The 20,106-nt window shown below is 59.2% G+C and carries 18 protein-coding genes and 1 pseudogene; 8 read left to right on the top strand and 11 right to left on the bottom strand.

The features are described 5' to 3' along the window. Positions 1-45: 45 nt before the first annotated feature. Positions 46-1,833 (top strand): annotated as a pseudogene (locus ACNO7C_RS07675) (DNA/RNA helicase domain-containing protein). 51 nt (positions 1,834-1,884) lie between these two features. On the opposite strand, the gene ACNO7C_RS07670 reads toward ACNO7C_RS07675, so the two are convergent. The 4 genes from ACNO7C_RS07670 to hypA form a co-directional block, all read right to left on the bottom strand. Further along, positions 1,885-2,046: a hypothetical protein gene (locus tag ACNO7C_RS07670; protein ID WP_460024522.1), complete on the bottom strand. Its 162-nt coding sequence runs from the start codon at positions 2,044-2,046 to the stop codon at positions 1,885-1,887. A 38-nt stretch (positions 2,047-2,084) separates the two neighbouring features. Continuing rightward, entirely contained in the window at positions 2,085-3,314 is a 1,230-nt protein-coding gene (locus tag ACNO7C_RS07665) for an ATP-binding protein (protein WP_460024521.1), read from the bottom strand. A gap of 88 nt (positions 3,315-3,402) precedes the next feature. Then, positions 3,403-4,131: a P-loop NTPase gene (locus tag ACNO7C_RS07660; protein WP_460024520.1), complete on the bottom strand. Its 729-nt coding sequence runs from the start codon at positions 4,129-4,131 to the stop codon at positions 3,403-3,405. Further along, positions 4,132-4,527, bottom strand: a complete 396-nt coding sequence (hypA, locus tag ACNO7C_RS07655; protein ID WP_460024519.1) for a hydrogenase nickel incorporation protein HypA — start codon at positions 4,525-4,527, stop codon at positions 4,132-4,134. It abuts the gene before it with no gap. Between the two features lie 73 nt (positions 4,528-4,600). Between hypA and ACNO7C_RS07650 the strand changes: the two genes are divergently transcribed. From ACNO7C_RS07650 to ACNO7C_RS07640, 3 genes are all read left to right on the top strand, one after another. Then, positions 4,601-5,587, top strand: coding sequence for an MDR/zinc-dependent alcohol dehydrogenase-like family protein (locus ACNO7C_RS07650; RefSeq protein WP_460024518.1), 987 nt, complete (start codon positions 4,601-4,603; stop codon positions 5,585-5,587). Positions 5,588-5,651: 64 nt separating this feature from the next. Then, positions 5,652-5,885: a hypothetical protein gene (locus ACNO7C_RS07645; RefSeq protein ID WP_460024517.1), complete on the top strand. Its 234-nt coding sequence runs from the start codon at positions 5,652-5,654 to the stop codon at positions 5,883-5,885. Between the two features lie 108 nt (positions 5,886-5,993). After that, complete coding sequence (locus ACNO7C_RS07640) at positions 5,994-7,142, top strand: MFS transporter (RefSeq protein WP_460024516.1); 1,149 nt, start codon at positions 5,994-5,996, stop codon at positions 7,140-7,142. Positions 7,143-7,214: 72 nt separating this feature from the next. Here ACNO7C_RS07640 and ACNO7C_RS07635 read toward each other — a convergent pair whose 3' ends face one another. Next, entirely contained in the window at positions 7,215-8,207 is a 993-nt protein-coding gene (locus tag ACNO7C_RS07635) for a glycoside hydrolase family 130 protein (protein WP_460024515.1), read from the bottom strand. A 158-nt stretch (positions 8,208-8,365) separates the two neighbouring features. Between ACNO7C_RS07635 and ACNO7C_RS07630 the strand changes: the two genes are divergently transcribed. From ACNO7C_RS07630 to ACNO7C_RS07615, 4 genes are read left to right on the top strand one after another with little or no spacing between them, the layout of a single operon-like run. Further along, positions 8,366-9,694, top strand: a complete 1,329-nt coding sequence (locus tag ACNO7C_RS07630; RefSeq protein WP_460024514.1) for an ABC transporter substrate-binding protein — start codon at positions 8,366-8,368, stop codon at positions 9,692-9,694. Positions 9,695-9,726: 32 nt separating this feature from the next. Then, entirely contained in the window at positions 9,727-10,671 is a 945-nt protein-coding gene (locus ACNO7C_RS07625; protein ID WP_460024513.1) for a carbohydrate ABC transporter permease, read from the top strand. A gap of 2 nt (positions 10,672-10,673) precedes the next feature. Further along, a complete protein-coding gene (locus ACNO7C_RS07620; protein ID WP_460024512.1) occupies positions 10,674-11,516 on the top strand; it encodes a carbohydrate ABC transporter permease in 843 nt (280 codons plus the stop codon). Positions 11,517-11,520: 4 nt separating this feature from the next. After that, on the top strand, positions 11,521-12,612 hold the full coding sequence (locus tag ACNO7C_RS07615; protein WP_460024511.1) for an ABC transporter ATP-binding protein: 1,092 nt from the start codon (positions 11,521-11,523) through the stop codon (positions 12,610-12,612). On the opposite strand, the gene ACNO7C_RS07610 is transcribed toward ACNO7C_RS07615, so the two are convergent. The 6 genes from ACNO7C_RS07610 to ACNO7C_RS07585 form a co-directional block, all read right to left on the bottom strand. Then, complete coding sequence (locus tag ACNO7C_RS07610) at positions 12,607-13,626, bottom strand: TrmB family transcriptional regulator (RefSeq protein WP_460024510.1); 1,020 nt, start codon at positions 13,624-13,626, stop codon at positions 12,607-12,609. The genes ACNO7C_RS07615 and ACNO7C_RS07610 overlap by 6 nt on opposite strands. 46 nt (positions 13,627-13,672) lie before the next feature. Then, complete coding sequence (locus ACNO7C_RS07605) at positions 13,673-15,769, bottom strand: glycoside hydrolase family 65 protein (RefSeq protein WP_460024509.1); 2,097 nt, start codon at positions 15,767-15,769, stop codon at positions 13,673-13,675. Beyond that, positions 15,766-16,461 (bottom strand): HAD family hydrolase, encoded by a 696-nt coding sequence (locus ACNO7C_RS07600; protein WP_460024508.1) that lies wholly within the window; start codon positions 16,459-16,461, stop codon positions 15,766-15,768. The genes ACNO7C_RS07605 and ACNO7C_RS07600 overlap by 4 nt, the downstream gene beginning before the upstream one ends. Positions 16,462-16,620: 159 nt before the next feature. Then, positions 16,621-18,000, bottom strand: coding sequence for an ATP-binding protein (locus tag ACNO7C_RS07595; protein ID WP_460024507.1), 1,380 nt, complete (start codon positions 17,998-18,000; stop codon positions 16,621-16,623). Between the two features lie 68 nt (positions 18,001-18,068). Next, the gene (locus ACNO7C_RS07590; RefSeq protein ID WP_460024506.1) at positions 18,069-19,550 is read right to left on the bottom strand and encodes a tryptophanase; all 1,482 of its coding nucleotides are present in this window, start codon (positions 19,548-19,550) and stop codon (positions 18,069-18,071) included. Continuing rightward, positions 19,534-19,833 carry a hypothetical protein gene (locus tag ACNO7C_RS07585; protein ID WP_460024505.1) on the bottom strand — a complete coding sequence of 100 codons (300 nt, stop codon included), beginning with the start codon at positions 19,831-19,833 and terminating at the stop codon, positions 19,534-19,536. Before ACNO7C_RS07585 ends, ACNO7C_RS07590 begins: the two co-directional genes overlap by 17 nt. Positions 19,834-20,106 lie beyond the last annotated feature (273 nt).

Below are 20,106 nucleotides of genomic sequence, written 5' to 3'. Positions count from 1 at the left end.
TGACTGCCGCTGACCAGCTCCGGCAGCGGCTTTCCGGTTGTGGTGATGGGAGAAGCTAGCTGGCGGGACGTGCTAGGGTGGCTCGAGGAGGGCTACATGAGGTTTTACGGTGAAAAGGCCCCGAACGACCTTTACTTCAGCTGGAGGGCAAGTGTCCCCGACGTGCTGGAGGCAGCTAGGGGTTACCCTGTGCTGGTTGAGTACCCTGTGCTCGGGGGGCTCGACAGAGTAGACTTCGTGGTTGTCGGCTCTAGAAGGGCGCTGGTGGTTGAGTCGAAGTGCTGGGTGTGCAGGCTGAGGAGGAGGGGCTACATCGTTGAGCCAGAGGTGAGCGAGCGCGTGGATCCATGCTACCAGCTCGAGAACTACCTGGCCAAGTTCAAGTACATCCACAGCGCCTCGAGTCGCTTTGAGTTCAGAGGTGTCGTGTACGCTAAGGGCTTCAACTACAGGAACGGTTGCAACGTCGCGTTTACGGTTGAAGAGCTGAGAGAGGTTGTGGACGAGCTGGGCCCACCTGGGGGTGAGGAGGAGGTCAGAGCCATACTTGAGGGGCGCTTCGTGATCTCCAAGACTCTGATCGACTTCATCAGGGAGAGGAGGGATGAGCTCCTCAAGTCCGCGTTCGACACTCTTCTCGGCGGTGGCTATGGTCTCACAGCCCAGCAGATCGCGATAGCCGAGGAGATACTCGAAGCCGTGGAAAGAGGCGAGGACAGGGCTTTCCTAGTACGCGGGGTAAGCGGCTCCGGTAAGACCCTCGTAGCGGTCACGGTTTTCCTGGAGGCTTTGGCGAAAGGTAAGAAGGCGCTACTCGCGTACAAGAACAACAGGCTCATCAACACCCTGAGGAAGGTATTCCCACCTCCCGTAGCCGGCCTGCTGAAGTACTACGCAACCGGCCCACAGGGGAGGTTCAGGGGAGTGGCCGAGAAGAACTTCCCCGTGGAGAAGTACGGGGTGCTCGACCTGATCGTCTACGATGAAGCGCAGCGCATGAGCAGCGCGAACATCGAGTTGAGCCTCACTCGTAGTAGGGTTAAAGGGTACTTCTTCGACGACGAGCAGATTCTCGTGGGGGACGAGGAGGGCACGCTCGAGGTCTTCCAGAGCAGGGTAGCCGGTGCCGGGGTCAGCGCGGCTTTCTACGAGCTGAATAGACCTGCCCGAATCCCCCTTTCCTACCTCAAGTCTGTAAGAGACCTGCTCAACGGTGAGGGCTTCCGACCGGAGGGGTTGCAGTTCAAGCTCTACGAGGATATCCGGGAGATGTTCAGGGAGTTGAAGAGGCTCCACCTCAGCGGGCAACGCGTTGCTCTCGTGTGCGCCTTCACAGAGACCCCAGGTAGGCGAGGGGGCGGCAGGACGGACGACAACAGGAGGATCGGCTACCCCCTCTGCAGGAAGGCTGACCCTGCCGGCAAGTGCGTGGAGTGGTCCGACCTCGACATCTACAAAGGATCGGGCCTAGACGTCTACTGGTTAATGGACGAGGAGACGGAGTACCCAAGGTACTGGTCCGGCGAGCTAGAACCCCTAAGCTTCTGCGCCTCGGTGTACGGCTCGTAGGGCTTCGAGGCAGAGCATGTTGGTGTAATTTGGGGCAGAGACCTGGTATGGAGGAACGGGTGGACCCTGAACCCGGAACCAATAACTGATGATGTGGGCGGCGAACGGTTGCTGAAGGCCCTTGCCCGATCCGACCCCGCAAAGGCCTTAAGGTTGCTCAAGAACAGGTACCTTGTACTGCTCACGCGAGCCACCAAGTCCGTCCACCTCTTTGTCGAGGACGCTGGGACGAGAAGGTACCTCGCCTCCCAGCTTGGCAACTGAACGGGGCAGACGGGTTGCAGGAGGTCTCGATGAGACGGAGGGGCTTTGCGGCTACAGCTTCCCGTGATCTCGGAGAGCCTTCACGACCGCTCTGAGGAGTCTTTCATCGTGGAAGGTCACCTCAGCCGCGAGCCTGCCGCCGACGTAGACCTGTAGCCTGCCGTCCTCGAGCCTGAAGGACGCCTTCTGGAAAAGCGATATGAGCTCGAGCATGTGCACGTGGTAGAGTTTGAGTGCACGCTATAAGTGCGCTACGCCTCGATGAGGAACTCCTGGAGGGGGACAACTCTGACCAGCCTGGAGGTGGCGGCCTGCTCAGGAGTCTCGAGCGCCACGACCGTCGCCTGTGCGCACCTCAGCTCCCTGCAGGCGCGCTCGGCTTTTTCGACGTGCCTTTTGTCGGCGCGCAGGGTGCACTGGTACACGTAGGTCGGTCCCCGGGGTTCCCGCAGGACCAGGTCGACCTCCTCTCCCGTCCTAGCCGTGTAGTAGGAGATCCTCTCGGGGTCACGGGCTCTCCTGAGGAGGTGGAGGTAGACTATGTTCTCCAGCCTCCTCCCCAGATCCATGGGTTGCTCGAACAGCGTGGCGAGGGAGTGGTCCACGAGGTAGGTCTTCTTGGGAGAGATGGCTCTCTCCCGCTCCGAGAACGAGAACTTCTTGACGGTGAAGATCAGGAAGGCTTGCTGCATCGCGTGAACGTACTTTATGAGGGTCTTTGTGTCGAGCCTTAAGCCCTCGCCCTCCAGGAGCCTCCTCAAAGAGCGCCACGTGACCTGGTTGGCGTACTGGGACAGCACGTAGTAGAAAACCTCCTTGAACTCCGGTATGTTCCTAACCCCTTGCCTCTCGACGATGTCCCGGTAGAAGACGGTCTCGACTATCGAGACGAGTTTTTCCCGGCTTCTCGTGAGCCAGACCTCGGGGAAGCCGCCCCACCTAAGGTACTCCTCCAGCACGCCCCTGAGAGCACCCCTGCTCCTGAAGCCCTCCCCACCCAGCCCCCCAGCGACCTCCTTGAAGGAGAAGGGGAACACCACGGTGGAGACGTATCTTCCCCTCAGCCGGCTGGGTATCTCGGACGACTGGAGCGTGGATGAGGAGCCAGATACGTAGATGTAGAAGTCTCTCATGTCGTGCATCCACCTTAGGTTGAAGTCCCAGTTCCTCCACTCCTGGACCTCGTCGATGAAGAGGTAGACCTTCCCTTCCCGGTACTCGGCCCTCACCAGCTCGGCGAACTTCCTGGCCTCGAGCCTCCTGAAGTAGGGCTCGTCCATGGACACGTAGACAACCTTCTCCCCTCGCTCGAGCAGCTCCTTGGCCCTCTGAAGCATGAGGACCGTCTTCCCAACCCTCCTGGCCCCCACAACGGCCACTACGTCCGTTGGCTCCGAGGGGAGCCTTACCTCACGCTCCACTAAGCTCAGGTTGCGGAGAGACTGCACGTACTCCTGCGTCGTCTCGAGAAGAATTCCCATAACCCCTGTGGACTTACAATCCACGGATCTTTATAAGCCTTGTGGATTTTCAGTCCACAACAAAAACTGGTTTTCAAAGAGCTTGGCGCTAGCCAAGGATCCTCAGGATCTCGCTCACAGTCCCCGTCAGGGCTTGTGAGAAGAGCTCCGCGAGGAGGTCCCTGTCCCCCTCCGAGCGCTGCAACTGCTCGAAGCGCTGGACGCAGTCGAGGGGCTTCACGCCGATGGCTTCGAGCTCCGAGCAGTCGTCACACATGTTGGCGACGACCCCGAGGCTGGGCACGCCCTCCTGCCTCAGGAACTCCAGCACACGCCTCGTGGAGACCAGGCTGAGCCTGTCGCACGCCGAGACCACGAGGACCCTCGAGCCCCTCGCGAGCCTCAGCATCTCGAGCAGGGCGTCCGAGAGGCCCGGCGGCGAGTCGACCACGAGCACTTGAGAAGACCACCTCGTCACCGCCAGCACCTCGCGGAGAGCGTCGACGACCGAGCGCCCCCTAAGCGGGAGGGGCTTGTCCCTCGTGTAGAAGGCAACCCCCATGAGCTCGAGGTTCTCCTCCACCCTGACCGGCAGGACCCCCTTCTCCTCCTCGGGCATCACGGCCGCGGCGTCGACCCCGAGCATTATGTGGGTCGTAGGGTTCGTGAAGTCGAGGTCCAGCACGCCTGTCCTGACCCCCCTCCTGGCGAGCAGAACCGAGAGCGCGGAGGCGATCGTCGTCTTGCCCACGCCGCCCTTGGGGCTCGCGACCGGGACGACGAGCCTCAACCCCGAGAGCCTCTCGCGTATGAGCGGCACCCTGAAGTCGAGCTCCACCTACCTCACCCGGACCTGAACACCTCGGCCCTTAACGATCTCGAAGTCCCTGCTGCCGCACCGGGGGCAGGAGTAGTACGAGTGCACGACCTCGGGGACGAAGTGTATCGCCTCCCTGAACTCCTCCCCCACGCTCCACTCGTCCAGCGTCCAGGTGTTTCCGCACACGTTGCACCTGAACAGAGCCTTCTCCCTGGTGATCGTGAAGCTCTCAACGCTGATCCCCTTCTCAGCCCTGAGGGAGCTCAGGAGCTCCTCCAGCGCTGTCCTGAACACCTCCTCGTCCACGGCCTGCAGCTCCCCGAGGACGACCTCCACGCTCTTCACGTCCCGCCCGCTCAGGACGAGCTCCTCGACGGTCCTGGTCACAGCCTCAGCCAAAGCCCACTCGTGCACAAGCGTTACTCGAGCCGGGGGATAAAAGCTTTGCCGAGGCAAAGAATATGAGCATCCTCGGCGTACACGGTTTGTGAAGGCTGCTAGGCTCTATGGGCCGCGCGACCTTCGAGTCGAGGAGGTGGAGGACCCGAGACCCCCTAAAGGCTGGGCCCTAGTCAAGACAAAAGCCGTAGGCATATGCGGCACCGACAAGGCCTTCTACGCCGGCACCTACCCCCTGTTCAAGAGGCCCCTCACTATCGGGCACGAGGTCGCAGGCGTCGTGGTTGAGGGCCCCGAGGAGCTCGCGGGAAAGCTCGTCGTCAGCGAGATCAACTTCCCGTGCTGGGAGTGCGAGCTCTGCAGGAGCGGGCTCTACACGCACTGCCCCCGCAAGAAAACACTGGGAATCGACTTCGACGGCGGGATGGCCGACTACTTCACAGCACCCATCACAGCCCTGCACGACGCGTCGGGCCTCGCTCCAGAGGCCGCCACACTCGCTGAGCCGCTAGCGGCCGTGCTGAACGCGCTGTCCCAGTTCCCGCCCAGGCCGGGGGACAGGGTGCTGATTCTGGGAAGCGGTAACCTCGCCTACCTGCTCGCCCAGGTGCTTGCCTCGCGCGGGCTCTGGGACGCAGTTGTCGCAGTCAGGGAGGGAAGCCCGAAGGCGAGGCACTTCGAGGCGCTGGGGCTCGAGGTGGTCACGACCGCGGAGCTCGGGAGCTTCGCCAGGGAGAGAGCGGCTGGGGGCTTCGACGTAGTGTTCGAGGTCACTGGTAGCCCCGATGCGCTAGACCTAGCCATCGAGGCCGCTAAGCCGCGAGGGATTGTCCACCTGAAGTCAACCCCCGGAGGCGTGTTCAGAGCCGACCTGACGAAGGCCGTGGTGAAGGAGCTGAGGATCGTCGGCACGAGGTGCGGCACGTTCCGCGAGTTCAGGCAGGCGATCGAGCTGCTCAGGACGGGCAAGGTGAAGCCCCTAGTGACGGCGACCTTCAGCGGCGTCGACAGCGCCCCCAAGGCCATGGAGAAGTCGTTCGAGCGCGACCAGGTCAAGGTAGTTGTCAAGATCTAAGCATATACGAGGTACCCCAAGCCGCAGATGCAACTAATTTATTCGCCACTGCGCTCCAGCCTACGTGCACCTCGTCAAGATATCGCTCGAGCTCCCCGGGGACCTGTACTGCGAGCTAAGAAGGAGGGCCGCAGAAGAGGGGAAGCCCGTCGGTGAGGTGATCCTCGAGGCTATCCTGAGCTACCTCGCCTCACCGCGCTCGCGAAGCAACGCTTACCTGGACATTCTCCTCACGCCAGTGGAGGGCGCCGGCCCCGAGGACTACTGCGTGGAATACGGGGGCGAAGACGTGGACTAAAGGCGTAGTGGTTGGTCTCGCGCGGATCCCATCGGCTCGGACATACCCGTGGACACCCGTGAAGGCTTCGGCTTAAACGATTTATACGCTGGGAGGATAAGTCCCCCTGTGCTTGAAAGGCTCCGCAACAGCCTGAGGGCTAAGCTGCTCGTCTACAGCTTCACGTCCAGCCTCGCTGGGAACATAGTCTCCCCCTTCCTCTCGGTGTTCATATTCGAGCTCGCCGGGAGGAGCTTCCTCGCCACGAGCATCGGGAGCCAGCTGCCCGCGGCCATCTCCGCCTTTATGTCCCTCGTGTGGGCGAGGATCTCCGACTCCACGGGTAAGAGGAAGGCATTCGTCGTGCTCTCCGCAAGCACAGGCATAGCCGCCAGCATCGCTCTAAGCTACGCCACGAGCATCGAGCAGGTTGTAGCCGTACAGTCGCTTGGGGCGATCACCGGGAGCGCAGGCGGCTCCGCCTTCTCAGCGCTCCTCGCGGAGAAGTTCCGGGACGGAAGGGGGGAGTTCCTGGGCAGGTACAACGCCGCGGGGGTCCTCGGCGGCTTCCTGGGCAGCCTCGCCTCTGGGCCGCTGTACTCCGCTATCGGCTTCAGGAACCTCCTGAGGCTCAACGCCGCCCTCAACTTGATCCCGCTCGCCCTCATCCTCACCGTGCCGGAGGAGAACAGCGCGTCGAGGCCCACGACCAGGGATATCCTCAGGATCCCCAGGGTGCCGAGGAGGTTCTGGAGGCTGTACGCGGCCAGGCTTCTCATGACGCTTCCGGGGGCGATAGGCGGCGGCGTCCTAGGCATATACTTCCTGAAGTACCTGAAGGGCTCGCCCGAGCTGTGGTCCGCGGTCGTTTCGCTCACAGTCCTCGCCGGGCTCTCCTCCATACCCTACGGCAGGCTGGCTGACAGGCTATCGACGAGGCAGATGTTCACCCTAGCGGGGCTGGGCTGGGCGGCGCTCTACGCAGGCTACTACGCCTCCACAAACCCCCTGGTCTTCGCGGCGTTCTTCATATTCCCGGTCTGGCCTCTCTTCTGGGTGGCGTACTCCAAGGCCCTCATGGACATCAGCGACGAGACAGAGAGGGCAACGTTCTACGCCTTCGAGGGTGTCCTCTCAACGGTGTACGGCTCAGCGATAGGGATGGCGTCGGGCTACTTGGCGGACATCACGAGCCCCAGGCTACTCTTCCTGATCTCCAGCGTAGCCGCACTGTCCGCGGCCCTCAGCGTGCGCTACCTGCTCCCCGAAACCGGTTAGGACGCCGAGAGGCACGCGTGAAAAAGGAAAAGAGGTTGTCTTCGAAGCCGTTAAGGCTTGGGAGCGGGGTCTTCACCCCCTTAGGTATTTCACGTGCTCCAATACCTTCTCTGTTTCCGCTATCCACACGCCAATGGCGTAATCCGCGACGCCCCCGACCCACAGCAAGTACTCTTGAAGCCCGACAAGCCCGCAGCCGAAAATCACGCCCGGTCTGTCGCCGTAGAACTCGTCGATCGAGGGTTTAGGGGACAGAAGGTAGTCGCTCACACCTAGGAGGTTTCCCTCACCGTCAACGAGCGCCAAGCCGTTCCTGTAGATGTAGTCCACGCCCACGCCGTGCCACCCGACGAGGTACTCGTTTGACGACAACCTCACTGCGTTGGTAGACCAGCCCACCTTCACTTCGAAGTCCTCGCTCACCAGTGAAGGCTCCATGGATTCAACGCCAACTGCCCACTCCTCGGCATCCAGGGGACCTGACCAGCCCACCTCTAGGAACCCGCCCCCCGGGAGCGGTATCGAGGGCCGTGTGAGTAGCCACGCCCCCTGCAGGTATTCGCCTATGAGTGCGCTATCCTTCCAGAACGTGACATAGTACTTGTCCCCGTATCTCATCTTGAGGTGCCCCAGCCTCCTCATCCCCTCGTCCGCGACCTCGGCTACCGACTGGCGAGGCTCAACGCCGCTTTCACTAGGGGAAACCGAAGTGTAAAGCATGAGATTTCTACCGCCGATACGCTGCACTCTCGGGTCCTCGCATCCTCTGAGATCCTCGGGGCCTGAGGGGTACAGGATCACTTTCACGGGGACCTCCCCGAGCTCCTCCTGCCTCAGGAGCGATTCGGGCTTTAGCTCGAGCAACCCGATGGATGAGGCGTACCAATAGTACTCGAAGATAAGCCTTGGGTATATGAGAAGCCTGTTGCCGTTAAGCAAGGCTCCGGGGTTAAAGGCCGCCAGAGGTCTCTTGCGACCATAGTTAACTACATGTAGTTGATCAGGGTGCAGCAGTGCTAGCCTCCTGAAAACGTCCTCGGAGGCAGGCTTCCTGAGCCCGCGCATCTGCGCGCGTGCGCGTTGAAACTTTTTAAGGAGCTCTCTAGTCGGCTCACTCTCGGGTTTAAGCTTCTCAGCTCCCACCACGCTACTTGGAATATAAAGTCTTTGTGATAAGCCTTTTTGAGTAATCTTTATATACTACTTCGAGTAGTAAACTATCGGTGAAGGGGGTGTCGCAAAAAGAGACCCCCAAGAAAGGCGTAAGAACAACAACCATCGCACTTGTAGCCGTTCTCATCATACTGGTCGCAGCCCTGGGCTTCTACTTCCTGCTACTCAAACCTGCCCCCGCGCCGACTCAAACCGTTGTCATCAGGTTCGCCGGGTGGAGCGCCGGAGAAACTGAGATGAAGAACTACCAGAAGATGATATCGCTCTTCCAGCAGCAAAACCCGAATGTTATAGTTAAGTACGAGGTAATCACCCAGATGTTCTCCGAGAACATCCTGGCCAGCTACGCTGCTGGCGCAGCCCCCGACATCTTCTACCTTGACTCAGCCTGGGCTCCAACCTTCATAAGCAAGGGCGCCGTCTACCCGGTAGGGGACAAGCTACCTCAAGACTTCATAAACCAGTTCTACCCGTTCCTTCTAGACCCGTTCAAGGGACCGGACGGGAAGCTCTACGGCGTTCCCAAGGACTGGTCGGTACTCTCCCTGTTCTACAACAAGAAGCTGTTCGCACAAGCGGGAGTGCCAGAGCCCACTGAAAGCTGGACCTGGAACGACCTCTTCAACGCCGCGAGGACGATATACCAGAAGACGGGGAAGCCTGGGCTCGTCATCCACGCCGAGTTTAACCGGTGGCTACCCTACCTCATGTCGAACGGCGCGCCACCACCCGTATTTAACAGCGCGGCCGATGCCGCGTACTTCGACAATCCATCTGTCAAGAACGCTCTAACGACGTTCATACAGACTTTCCAGCAGGGCAGGAAAGAGGGCTGGATCGTAACGCCGGCTGACCTGAACACTGGGTGGTCCGGTGAGGCTTTCGGGAAGCAGCTGGCTGCCATGACCATAGAGGGAAGCTGGATGATACCTTACCTGGCTGACCAGTTCCCGGACTTCAAGTACGGTAGCGACTGGGACCTAGCGCTCATACCGCAAGGAACGGCTGGAAGAGCGACGATGGCTTACACGGTGGCGCTAGGCGTCAACTCCAAGACTGAGAACCTCGATGCAGTCCTCAAGTTCCTGATGTTCATAGAGGGTCCCGATGGCCAGCGCGAGCTGGTCGTCAAGATGGGCCACACTTTGCCCTCGATTAAGGCTCTTGCCAATGACCCGAACCTCTGGCCCTCACACGCCAAGGAGCTCAACATTATCGGAAAGTACAGCACGGTTAAAGTGTTCTTCTACGGTCCGAAGACGGGGGATCTAGAGGGTCAGTTCAACCAGGTCCTCGGTGCTGCCGTCAGAGGCGAGCTGACTCCCGCGGACGCGATCGCGATGCTGAAGGAGAAGGTATCGCAAAGCTTTAAGTCGTAGAGGAAGTGTTAAGGACGGGGGACGCTTAAAATATGTCTTTTTTTGAAAGATCAGACAGGCTAGAGGCGCTGGTATTCATCCTGTTCACATTATACCCTCTCACGCTGAACTTCTTCTTCGGCTACTTTTCCATGTTCTTTGCCTTCGCGCTGAGCTTCTTTGAGTGGGACATTCTCACCCCAATGAAGTTCGTCGGGCTGAAGAACTTTGCGGACATGTTCAGCGAGCTTTTGAGAGGCGTCCAAGAGTTAATGGTTTCTCCCCAGTACGTGTACCTGCGCACGCCTTTCTTCAACGGCCTCAAGAACATTCTGCTCTACACGGCCCTAGTAGTCCCAACCCAGACGCTCCTCGCGCTCGTTCCAGCGGTTATAGCCAACCAGAAGGTGAGGGGCGCCCACTTCTTCAGGGTTGCATACTTCCTCCCAGCAACGACGTGCCCGGTTATAGTATCGCTGATATTCATCTGGCTGTTCATGCGCGACGGGTTCATCAACTACTTCGTCTCCCAGCTTACAGGGGGCTTTAGACCGGACTGGCTCAACGACCCGCTATTCCTCCTGCCGGCTATTGCTATCGTAGCTATCTGGGGAACGAGCGCGCACTTCTCGGTGACGTTCCTCGCGGGCCTACAGGCGGTTCCGAAGGAGGTCTACGAGGCTGCCCGTATCGACGGCACGAACTCCCTCGCAAGGTTCTTCTACATCACAATTCCCATGCTGAAGCCCCTGATCACTTACGTCGTCGTGCTCGGAACCATAGGGGCTCTGCAAATGTTCGACCTAGCGTGGGTTATGGCTGGAGCGGGGGGTGGCGCAGGGGGCGCCGGGTACACCGTCGCGCTGGACATCTACAACACAGCCTTCGTCCAGCTCCGGTACGGGTATGCGTGCGCCAAGGCTGTCCTGCTCTTCGCGATAGTGTTCACTCTCAACTACTACATCCAGGAGAGGCTGAAGTTCGGGAGGGTGACCTAAAAATGGTTGAAGGGAAAAACGTTTACCGGATCCTGTACCTTGCCGTAGCTTACACTCTCATGATCGCTCTGGCGTTGATTTACCTCATGCCTTTCATCCGGTCGATCGTCGCCTCGTTCATGACGTGGGCTCAGGCGTCGAGGTTCCCACCGGAGTGGATCCCGAACCCGTTCACGCTGGATAATTACGCGAAGCTCTTCAACCTTTCCCTATTCCCAAGGTGGGTCCTGAACACAGCGCTGGTTAGCGGGCTGGTTGTAGCCTTTAACATCGTGACCTGCTCGATGGCCGGTTACGCGTTCGCACTGTTGAAGTTCCCAAAGCGGGATCTGCTTTTCAGCGCACTGCTCACACTTCTGATGGTCCCGCCCTTCGTGACGATAATCCCCAACTTCATCCTCATCGTAAGGCTCGGGCTCATAGACAACCTGGTAGGCTTGGCCTTCCTCAGCTCTGCCAGTGTCTCGGGCATTTACCTCATGAGGCAGTACTACCTCTCTCTTGGAAAAGAGCTCTTCGAGGCGGCGAGGATAGATGGGGCGGATCCCTTGAAGTCGTTCTTCTACATAGCCCTCCCACTCTCGAAGCCAGCCCTAGGCGCTCTGGCAATCTACCAGTTCCTGGGCTCTTGGAACGCTTTCCTAGGCCCGCTCGTATTCCTAAGGAGCGTCGAGAACTTCACTCTGCCCGTGGGGCTGAACTTCGCATTCAGCAGGAACATGTGGACGGAGTACACACCCATAATTGCTGGGAGCCTCATCGCTTCCCTGCCCACGATAGTCCTGTACGTTCTCCTGAACAAGTACATGATCAGGGGGATTGTTGTGTCCGCAAAGAAGGGGTGATCTTATGAGTGTGTCTCTGAGGGGGGTCACGAAGCGGTTTGGCGAGGTTACAGCAGTCAACAGGGTGAGCCTCGACATCCAGCGAGGGGAATTCTTCGTGTTCCTTGGGCCATCCGGGTCCGGTAAGTCTACACTGCTGAGGATCATCGCGGGGCTCGAGGAGCCTGACGAGGGGGAGGTTATTATAGACGGCACCGTCGTGAACGGCGTTGACCCGAGTAAGCGCGACATCGCGTTCGTTTTCCAGAACTACGCGCTCTACCCGCACATGAAGGTATACGACAACATCGCTTTCCCGCTGAGGATGAGGAAGTACCCCAAGGAGCAGATAAGGAGCAAAGTTATTGAAGTGGCGGAGATGCTTAACATCACTCACCTCCTGGAAAAGTACCCTTACCAGCTGTCGGGAGGAGAGCAGCAGCGCGTCGCTCTTGCCCGCGCGATCGTCAGGCGCCCCAAGGTATTCCTGCTCGACGAGCCTTTGAGCAACCTCGACGCCAAGCTGAGGGTCAGGCTGAGGTTCGAGCTACGTAGGCTCCTCCACGATGAGCTGAAGACGACTACGATCTACGTGACACACGACCAGGCTGAGGCGATGACGATGGCGGACAGAATTGCTGTCATCAACCGAGGTGAGGTTGTCCAAGTGGATACGCCTTCACGCCTCTACGACTACCCGATGAACACGTTCGTTGCGGGATTTGTAGGAACGCCGCCCATGAATTTGCTTAGAGCTAGAGTTGAGGACAACAGGATAGTCGTCGGTAATGTCTCGATAAGCTCCCCTGATCTACCGCCCGAGCTAAGAGGTAAGGAGGTGTTCCTAGGCGTGCGGCCCCAGGACGTCTCCGTCGAGGCGGGGGCGGGCGTCGAGGCTAGGCTTATCGGAGTCGAGAAGCTCGGAGGAGGGGTGATCGCCCACGCACTTCTCGGGGGACAGGAGGTCACGTCTTACAGCGAGCGCAGGGGTCTTGAAGCTCAGCTCGAGGGCTCTGCGACAGTGTTCCTCGCGTTCAGCGGCCCGGTTTACCTGTTCGACGGACAGACGGAGCAACTGGTCAAGGTTCTCACGGTCTACAGGCTCGAGCAACTATAAAGCAAAAATTTCTATTTCTCTGGCTTCGATGTCCTCAAGGTAGGCGCCAATACCCCCCACTGTGAGCTCTCTGCCGTCCCCGGTTCTGAGCCTTATGTAGCCGATGCTCCTGTAAGAGTTCTCGAACTGCTCCACAACCTCTCCTGTTACCTTCGCGTGGGACCCGTCCTTGACCCACCTTCCAGTGACCGTTACCCTTATCCTCCTGCCGGCTGAGCTCAAGGCCCGGACGTGGTCAAGGGCGCGTGAGAGGTGCACGTACCTTCTATGGTCGATAGAGCTGAGCCTGTCGAAAACCGGCTTCGAGCCGGCTCTTATGTAGTTCAGGTAGTACACCGCGAATATTCGAATGAGGTTTTCATCCGTGACCTTGTAGGCTACAGGTCTCCCTCCCTCGAAGTCTACGATGATCAGCGCGTACTGGAAGTCTGGTATTGCCATGACAGGTGCCTTAGTGGGTTTAACTCGAACCTCATCGAGCTGCCGGAACTCCTCCGGAAGGTCTACCGGCGCGTCGTACAGCACAACGCACGTGGCAAGCTCGTGCTTCAATGCGGGTAACAGGAAGCTCTTCACCACGTCGGTGTACCCCGAGAAGAGGAGCTCGTCTCTGGCCGAGGCAACAGCCTCCCCCAGCAGGTTTACGGCGGAGGCATAGCCTGTGGTTGTCCACACGCCCGGCTCGGCTGTCTGGGGAGTGATCGAGCCGATCTCCCTAAGAACTTCCCGGAGGATTTTCTCCTCCTCCGCCCGCCTTCTCTCAACGTAGTTCCTCAGGGCGATTAGCGGGTCCACTGCGGCAAATTTCCGGGGTCTGCCCTCAGAAACTAGGATCAAACCCTTCTCGGAGAGGGACTGCACGACATCGTACACTCTAGGCTGAGGTATCTCGCTCCTCGAGGCTAGCTCTGTTGCGGTGAGCGGGCCGTTAACGACCAAGGTGACGTAGGCTTTTGCCTCGTAGGAAGTGAAGCCCAGTTTCTGTAGCAGTTCGCGTAGCTCCTCGCTAGCCACTTTCTCTCCTCGACAAAGACAAGTCTACAGCAAAATAAAGAAATCGCTAAGCAATGGAGACACTGTACCTCTTACCCCTGATGCTGATGCTGAAGAAAAGCCTGACGCGCCCAAACGCTCTCGAAGAGCCTTGCATCCAAGAGCCCAAATCATCGATGCGAAGCAAGCCGAACAGGATCGCCATCCAAACGCCACCAGCCGAGCCGACGTGGAATCCGTCCTGAGCGTTCCCGTACACGTTTCTCAAGTCCGCTAGCGCGGCTTTTTTCAGCATCTCGTAGCCCTCGTCGAACTCTCCCAAGTAGAAGGCCTCAGCGGCGTACATCGGGAGTGAGAGGGAGCTAGCGTGCGTAGTTCTGGGCAGGTAGTACTCGTAGTTTGCCCTGTGCACGCTCACCGGGAACTTCTCCCGCAGTAGGAACAGCCCCGCGACGACGTCAGCCTGCTTAACCAGCTGTGTGCTCTGGATTTCCTGAAGTATCTCACGAGGAAGCCCTTTCTCACCTACGTTCCCCGCGGGTAGCTTGTAGTCTTTAAGCCTGAAGTAACCATCAAACTGCTCGCATAAGCCGTCCCTGCTACAAGGAATTAACAGCTTAGATGCGATCTCATACCACATGCCCACCTCGCTTTCGCCGACTTCGAGCTCTGAGAGGACCTTACCGAGCTCGGGGTCCAGCTGAGCCTCCCTGCAGTACCTGACCGCGAGCTCCAGGTTGTGCTTAGCCATCACGTTCGTGTAGAAGTTGTTGTCGACTCCAACGTGGTACTCGTCAGGGCCTATGACGTTCCTTATCACGTACGCACGCCTATCCTCGTCCCACTCTGCCCTAGACGCCCAGAACCTAGCTGTCTCCACAAGCATGCGCAACCCACACCGCGAGAAGAAATCCTTATCGCCGGTGTAACGGTAGTAGAGGTCTACAGCGTACGCCACGTCAGCGGTTATGTGGTGCTCAAGGTCGCCAGTGAAAATCCTAACCCCCTCCCTGCCTGCCGGGTCTAGTGGTACGAAGCGGGGCGTCGCCTCGAACCCGTCGTCGGCGCTCTCCCAAGGGTACTGCGCCCCACGGTAGCCATTCCTCCTGGCGTTCTCCAGCACCGCCTGGAGGGTGCAGCACCTGAACTCAAGTATCTTCCTAGCGGCATCCGGCTTGAAGAAGAGGTAGAAGGGGAATGCGTATATCTCGGTGTCCCAGAAGACGTGCCCCCGGTAGCCGTAGCCGTGTAACCCCCTAGCCGGTAGCATGAAGACCTCACTGTTAGGGTTGTAGACTTGGAGGAGGTGGAACGTATTGAAGAAGAGTGCGTCAGATAGCTCTTCATCACCCTCTACCTTTAGGCTCATTGACTCCCACTCCCTACCCCACTCCTCCCTGTGCTGGGTCAGCAGAGCGTCGAATCCCGTGCTCTTAGCCACGTCCAGCAGCTTTTCGGTCTCCTCGCGCGTGAAAGCCACCGAGGCGAACCTTTCGATGTCTAGGGTATCCCCCGGCCCGATATCGGTGCAGAACACCTGACCCGCTTGCGAACGCGTCGTGTAATCTCTCAGCTCTAGGCCTGGAGGCGCGGAGACCGTTGAAGCTATACTAAGCCTGTACTTACCGTCGTTGCTCTCCACCTCGACGCTCGATGTACCACGGCTCTCCGCCCTCAATACCCGGTAAAGCTTAACCCTCACTCCATCTGGGACAGATGGATTCGAGAACTCCAGCTCTATAGGCGCCTTCACGCACAGCTTCCCGCTAGCCGTTAGGCTCCGCAGGCGGATCTTCAGGCCCAAGAGCCCCTGTAGGCGTCTGTGCACAAACCTCTTGCTCGAGTACTCCACGAGGCCGAGAGGGGAATCAAGAAGGGCGTCTATTTCCAGGCTCCCCTCCCGGGTGTCGAGAGTGTACGTCACGTCGCTAGGGGCGAGCGGCACCCCCTCGATTTCCAGGTAGAGCGCGTGAGCCCTAGGAATGTTCACGAGCTCCCTGTAGAACACAGGCGTGTAGCCGTACACCCCTGCGACGAACATTCCCTGCTGCGTCTCGAGGAACTCGGGGTCACCTCTCACGCTGATGAAGCCGTTGGAGAGCGTGGTGAGACTTGCGATAGTCTCCCTGTCGACCTCCTTCTCGCGGAACACGTACTTCTTCAAGCCTCGCACCCCAGTTCTTTCAGCAAAACTAAGGGAGTTATCAAGGAGAAGTCCTCGACAACAGCATCCGCACCGTACTCTTTCAGCTCCCTGTGGAAGCAGCCCACAGCTTTCCCACCCTGCTCCTTCGCAGCCTTCACACCGGCAGGGGCATCGTCGAAGAAGACCAGGCACCCTAGCCTACCTCCCGACAACTCCTCTGCGACACTCTTCGCGCGCGCGAAGACCTCCACCTTAGACTTTCCGGTGCCGCTAACGTCCGCGTCGAATAGGTCTATTATTCTCTTTTCCCCAGCGTACTCCCGCTCGGCGATCAGCAGAACGTTCCTAGAGGCCGACGCGAGAACCTGTATCACTCCAAGCGTGCGCGAGGCCTTGATGAACTCCAATACACTCGTGTTGAGAGCGTACATGCCCCTATTCACGAGATCTACATAGATTGACGTCTTTTCCTCCGCGAAATCCTCTACGATCCTCTCGCCGCCCCTATGGAGAAGCTCCGGGGCGAGCCTCTTGAGGATGTTCCTCGCGCCCTCCAGCCGCGGCTTTCCAGAAACATACAGGTCATAGAATTCATCGGTGAATCCTTTCACCCCCCACTTTTCGCAGGCGAGGCCCCACGCTTCCTTGTGCGGGGTCTGCGCGATCACTCCGTCGAAGTCCCACACAAAGGCAGACCGCGCCTTCATCATGTTTACTACTCAAAGTGGTATATAAATAAATTAACCGTGTTTAGGGTCCTCCGTTAAAAGCGCGTCGCGTTCGTCTAGGCGATTGGAGCTTTATATAACCCTGTGCGCATAGCTTTCGAGCCTGCCTGGCTCCGGACAAAGGGGCCTTTTCCCTAGGGCTCAAACGCTCCCGATGATGTCGTAAAAGTCGAATACTAGGACGCCTTCGGGAGCCTCGCTCTTGCTCAGTTCCCTCGCGATTATGCACTTCTGCACCTCAGCGTTCAGATTGAGGAGCCTCACCTTCTCCTCAAGCTCCCAGGCCAGCCGCCTCAGGTCTTTGGCCCCGAGTTTGCCCCATTTCACCTCGCAGGCCAGGAACCTCTCTTTAGCGCTGTCGTGCGCGAGGATGTCTATTTCCACCACTTTACCCTGGGGGGTGGTGAACCAGTGCCTTCCGGCTTTGGCGACGGGGAAAGCCGGGCTGGCCTTGTAGATGAACTTCCTCGCCACACGCTCGAATACGGGTCCCATGTAGCTGTCGTAGTCTCTCGAGACGAGCTCCAGAACCTCCTCGACGCGGTCGGACTCAATGAGGTCCCGGTTGGGCTGGACGTAGCGGAACCAGAAGTTGAAGTAGTTGTCCTTGATGAAGTAGAACCTCTTCCTCGTCTTGGGGGCCGCGAGGACAGGGGTCTCGTAGCCGACGACATCAAGGAGCTCCAGCGTGTCGAGGTACTTGCTCATAGCGGTCTTGTCTAGCCCAGTGGCGGAGCTGATCTCGGTGACCCTCCTTCTCCCCTCGGCGAGCGCCTGCAGTATTAGCTTGTAGCTCCTGGGATCGCGCAGCTCCTGCCTGAGCAGGTTCTCAGCCTCTTCGTACAGCACTGCACCCCTCCTGAAGAAGAGCCTCTCCAGGTTCTCCATGAAGCCCACGGAGGGGTCCAGCAGCTTAAGGTAGGCTGGCACGCCCCCCCACGCACCGTAGACTTTCACGGCTTCCTCCGGGCTGTAACCCGGCGCGAATGAGAGGATGTGCCGTACTCCCAGCTCCTGCACCTTCCACTGCCCCGTCCTCCTGCCGTAAAGGGGGCTCCTGTAGGAGAGCACCTCGGTCTCCATCATCCCCACGCTAGAGCCGCAAAGGACGAGCACCACATCGGGTCTCCATGAGAGGTACTCGTCCCACACCCTCTGAAAGAGCGAAAGGACCCCGGGGTCGAGCTCCACGAGGTACGGAAACTCGTCAATTATCACTACCACCCTCTCGTCCCTAGGCTTCCACTCGAGGAACTCCGCGAAGAGCTCCTCGAAGTCCGCGAAGCTTATCCTGGCGAAGCTCTCTCGGCCAAGGTACTCGGCCATCCGCCTGACCAGCTTGGCGATGTTAGCGGGAATAGAGGTTCTCTCCGCGAGGTAGTAGACGTGCTTCCTCCCCCTAACAGACCTGAGCAGGAGCTCCGTTTTCCCGATGCGCCTCCTGCCGTAGATCACGAGAAGCTGGGCCCCGGGGGACGTATACTTCTCCTCCAGGAACCTCAGCTCCTCCTCCCTATTCACGAAGAGTTGAATCACAAGTATAATACTTTAAATCCAACTATAAGTTGATTTCTGCTTCAACAAATGGGCTAAAAATCCCCCAGCTCCCTCTCGTAGACTCTGGCCAGCTCCTCGCCCCACCCCTCCTCGTCGGTGAAGGTCCCCTCGAAGAACCTTATGACCGGTGGCTCGTTTGTCCACACGAGCCCCTTTACAACGTCGCGATGCTCGTAAAGCCAGGAAACCCTGTCCACGATGTACTCGAGGTGGCCCCGCAGGTATGTCTTCCTGGGCACCCCAAACCTGACGAGGTCCAGCTTCACGGGAACCTCTTGGCGCGTCTCAGGGTCCCTGTCCATCGAGACCTGCCCCCTCTCCATCGTCCTGACCCCGCTGACAAGGTACACCGCCGCGGACAGAGCCCCCGCGGGGTAGCCGCCGGAGCCCGGGGACGGCGGGATAAGCGGCACATGGGGGAGGAAGCGCCTAGCGTCGACGTGCAGCCCTAGACCGCCTGGCGGCTTCACGACGGGAACCCCCAGCCTGTCGAGCTCCCTGACCAGGTACTCGACCTGCTTGATCTCGTATAGCGGGAGGTTGTCGTCCAGCGCCATGCAGACGCCGTCGATCAGCATCGCTACCTCCTTTAGCGACATGCCCCCGTACGTCGAGTGGCCCTCGAACACCGGCTGCCACACCCTCATCTTCTCGTAGAGCTCGCTGTTCCCCGTTGTGATGAAGCCGCCGCGGACGTAGAAGCCCTTCCTCGCGCTCGCGTAAGCCACGTCCGTCAGCTCCAGAAGCCTCCAGGCGATCTCGCGCGCGTGCATGCCCCCGCACTTAGGGTCACGGAGCCTCATGAGAGCGACCTGCCAGTCCAGCATGCTCACGTCGGACACCAGGGGTATGCCGTACCAGTCGCACACCTCCCGCACCTCCTCGAAGTTATCCATCGAGAAGGGCTGCCCTCCGAGCAGGTTGCCGCAGAACTCCATCCTCACAGCCGCGACCCTCTCGGGCCCAAGCTCCCGTATCGCGTTCTCGAGCGAGGCCACGTCCATGTTCGCCTTGAACGGGTATTCGCTTTCGACGTTGAAGGCCTCCGGGTGCGGGAACTCGAGAACCCTTCCCCCGTAGACCGCCTCCACTATCGCGCGGGTAGTCGTGAAGTGCACGTTCGTCAGCACGTAGGGCTTCCTGCCGTCCTCCGTCAGGACCTTGAAGACTATGTTCTCGGCCGCGCGGCCCTGGTGGGTGAGGATCAGGTGCTTGTGGGGGAAGAGCTCCTTCATGGTTTCCTTGAGCCTGTAGAAAGCCCTGTTGCCCGCGTAAGAGTCCTCGAGCCCGATGCCCATCATGTCCGAGAGCTGCCTGGTGCTCGCGGCGCTGACACCGCTGTCTGTGAGGAAGTCCAGGAACACGTCGTCGAGAGGTATGCGGAAGGTGTTCCACCCCTCCCTCCACAGCACCTTGAGCCTCTCGCGCACCGGCAGGAGCCTGAGCTTCTCGAAAATCCTCACCCGGAAGTCCTCGACGTACAGCTCTCCTCCCCTGCTAGACCTCAGGATCACCGACACCACCCCTCAGACCAAGTATCTCCATGACGAGCCACCCGGCAGGCGTGAGCCTTATGGGGCGCCTCGGGGCGTACACCACCAGGCCCAAGTCGCGGAGCGCCCACACGTGCCCTTTTAGCGTCGAAATAGGGAGGTTGTGCTTCGCCGAAACCTCCGCCAGGAGCCGTGTCACGTTCACCGGAGGGTGCTCAGAGATCTCCCTAAGCAGGAGAACCTGCTTCTCGTTCAGCGAGCGTCTCAGAAGCTGCCTCAGAGCAACGAGCTCGCTAACCCCCAAGGTTCTCAATATTGGCGGGTCATCGCCCTCACGACCTCTGCGAAGCAGATCCAGGCATATATTCCTTTTGGACGGAAAATCCCGCCCAGCGTGAACGAGCCAGTATTTCTACTTTTTGAGGCTTTTAAGCTTGAAGCCTGATAAACCCCTGGCCCTCTGCGAGCCGGGAAGGCCCAGATGGGCTCGGTGGGGCACGTTGCCGTGAAAACATGGAAAATTGAAATGAGAGCCTGTTGACTAGACTAAGCCTTGAAAGTTAAGGAAGAAAAAAAT

The organism is Infirmifilum tikiterense, assembly GCF_054696565.1.
This window is presented reverse-complemented; position numbering and strand designations above follow the sequence as displayed.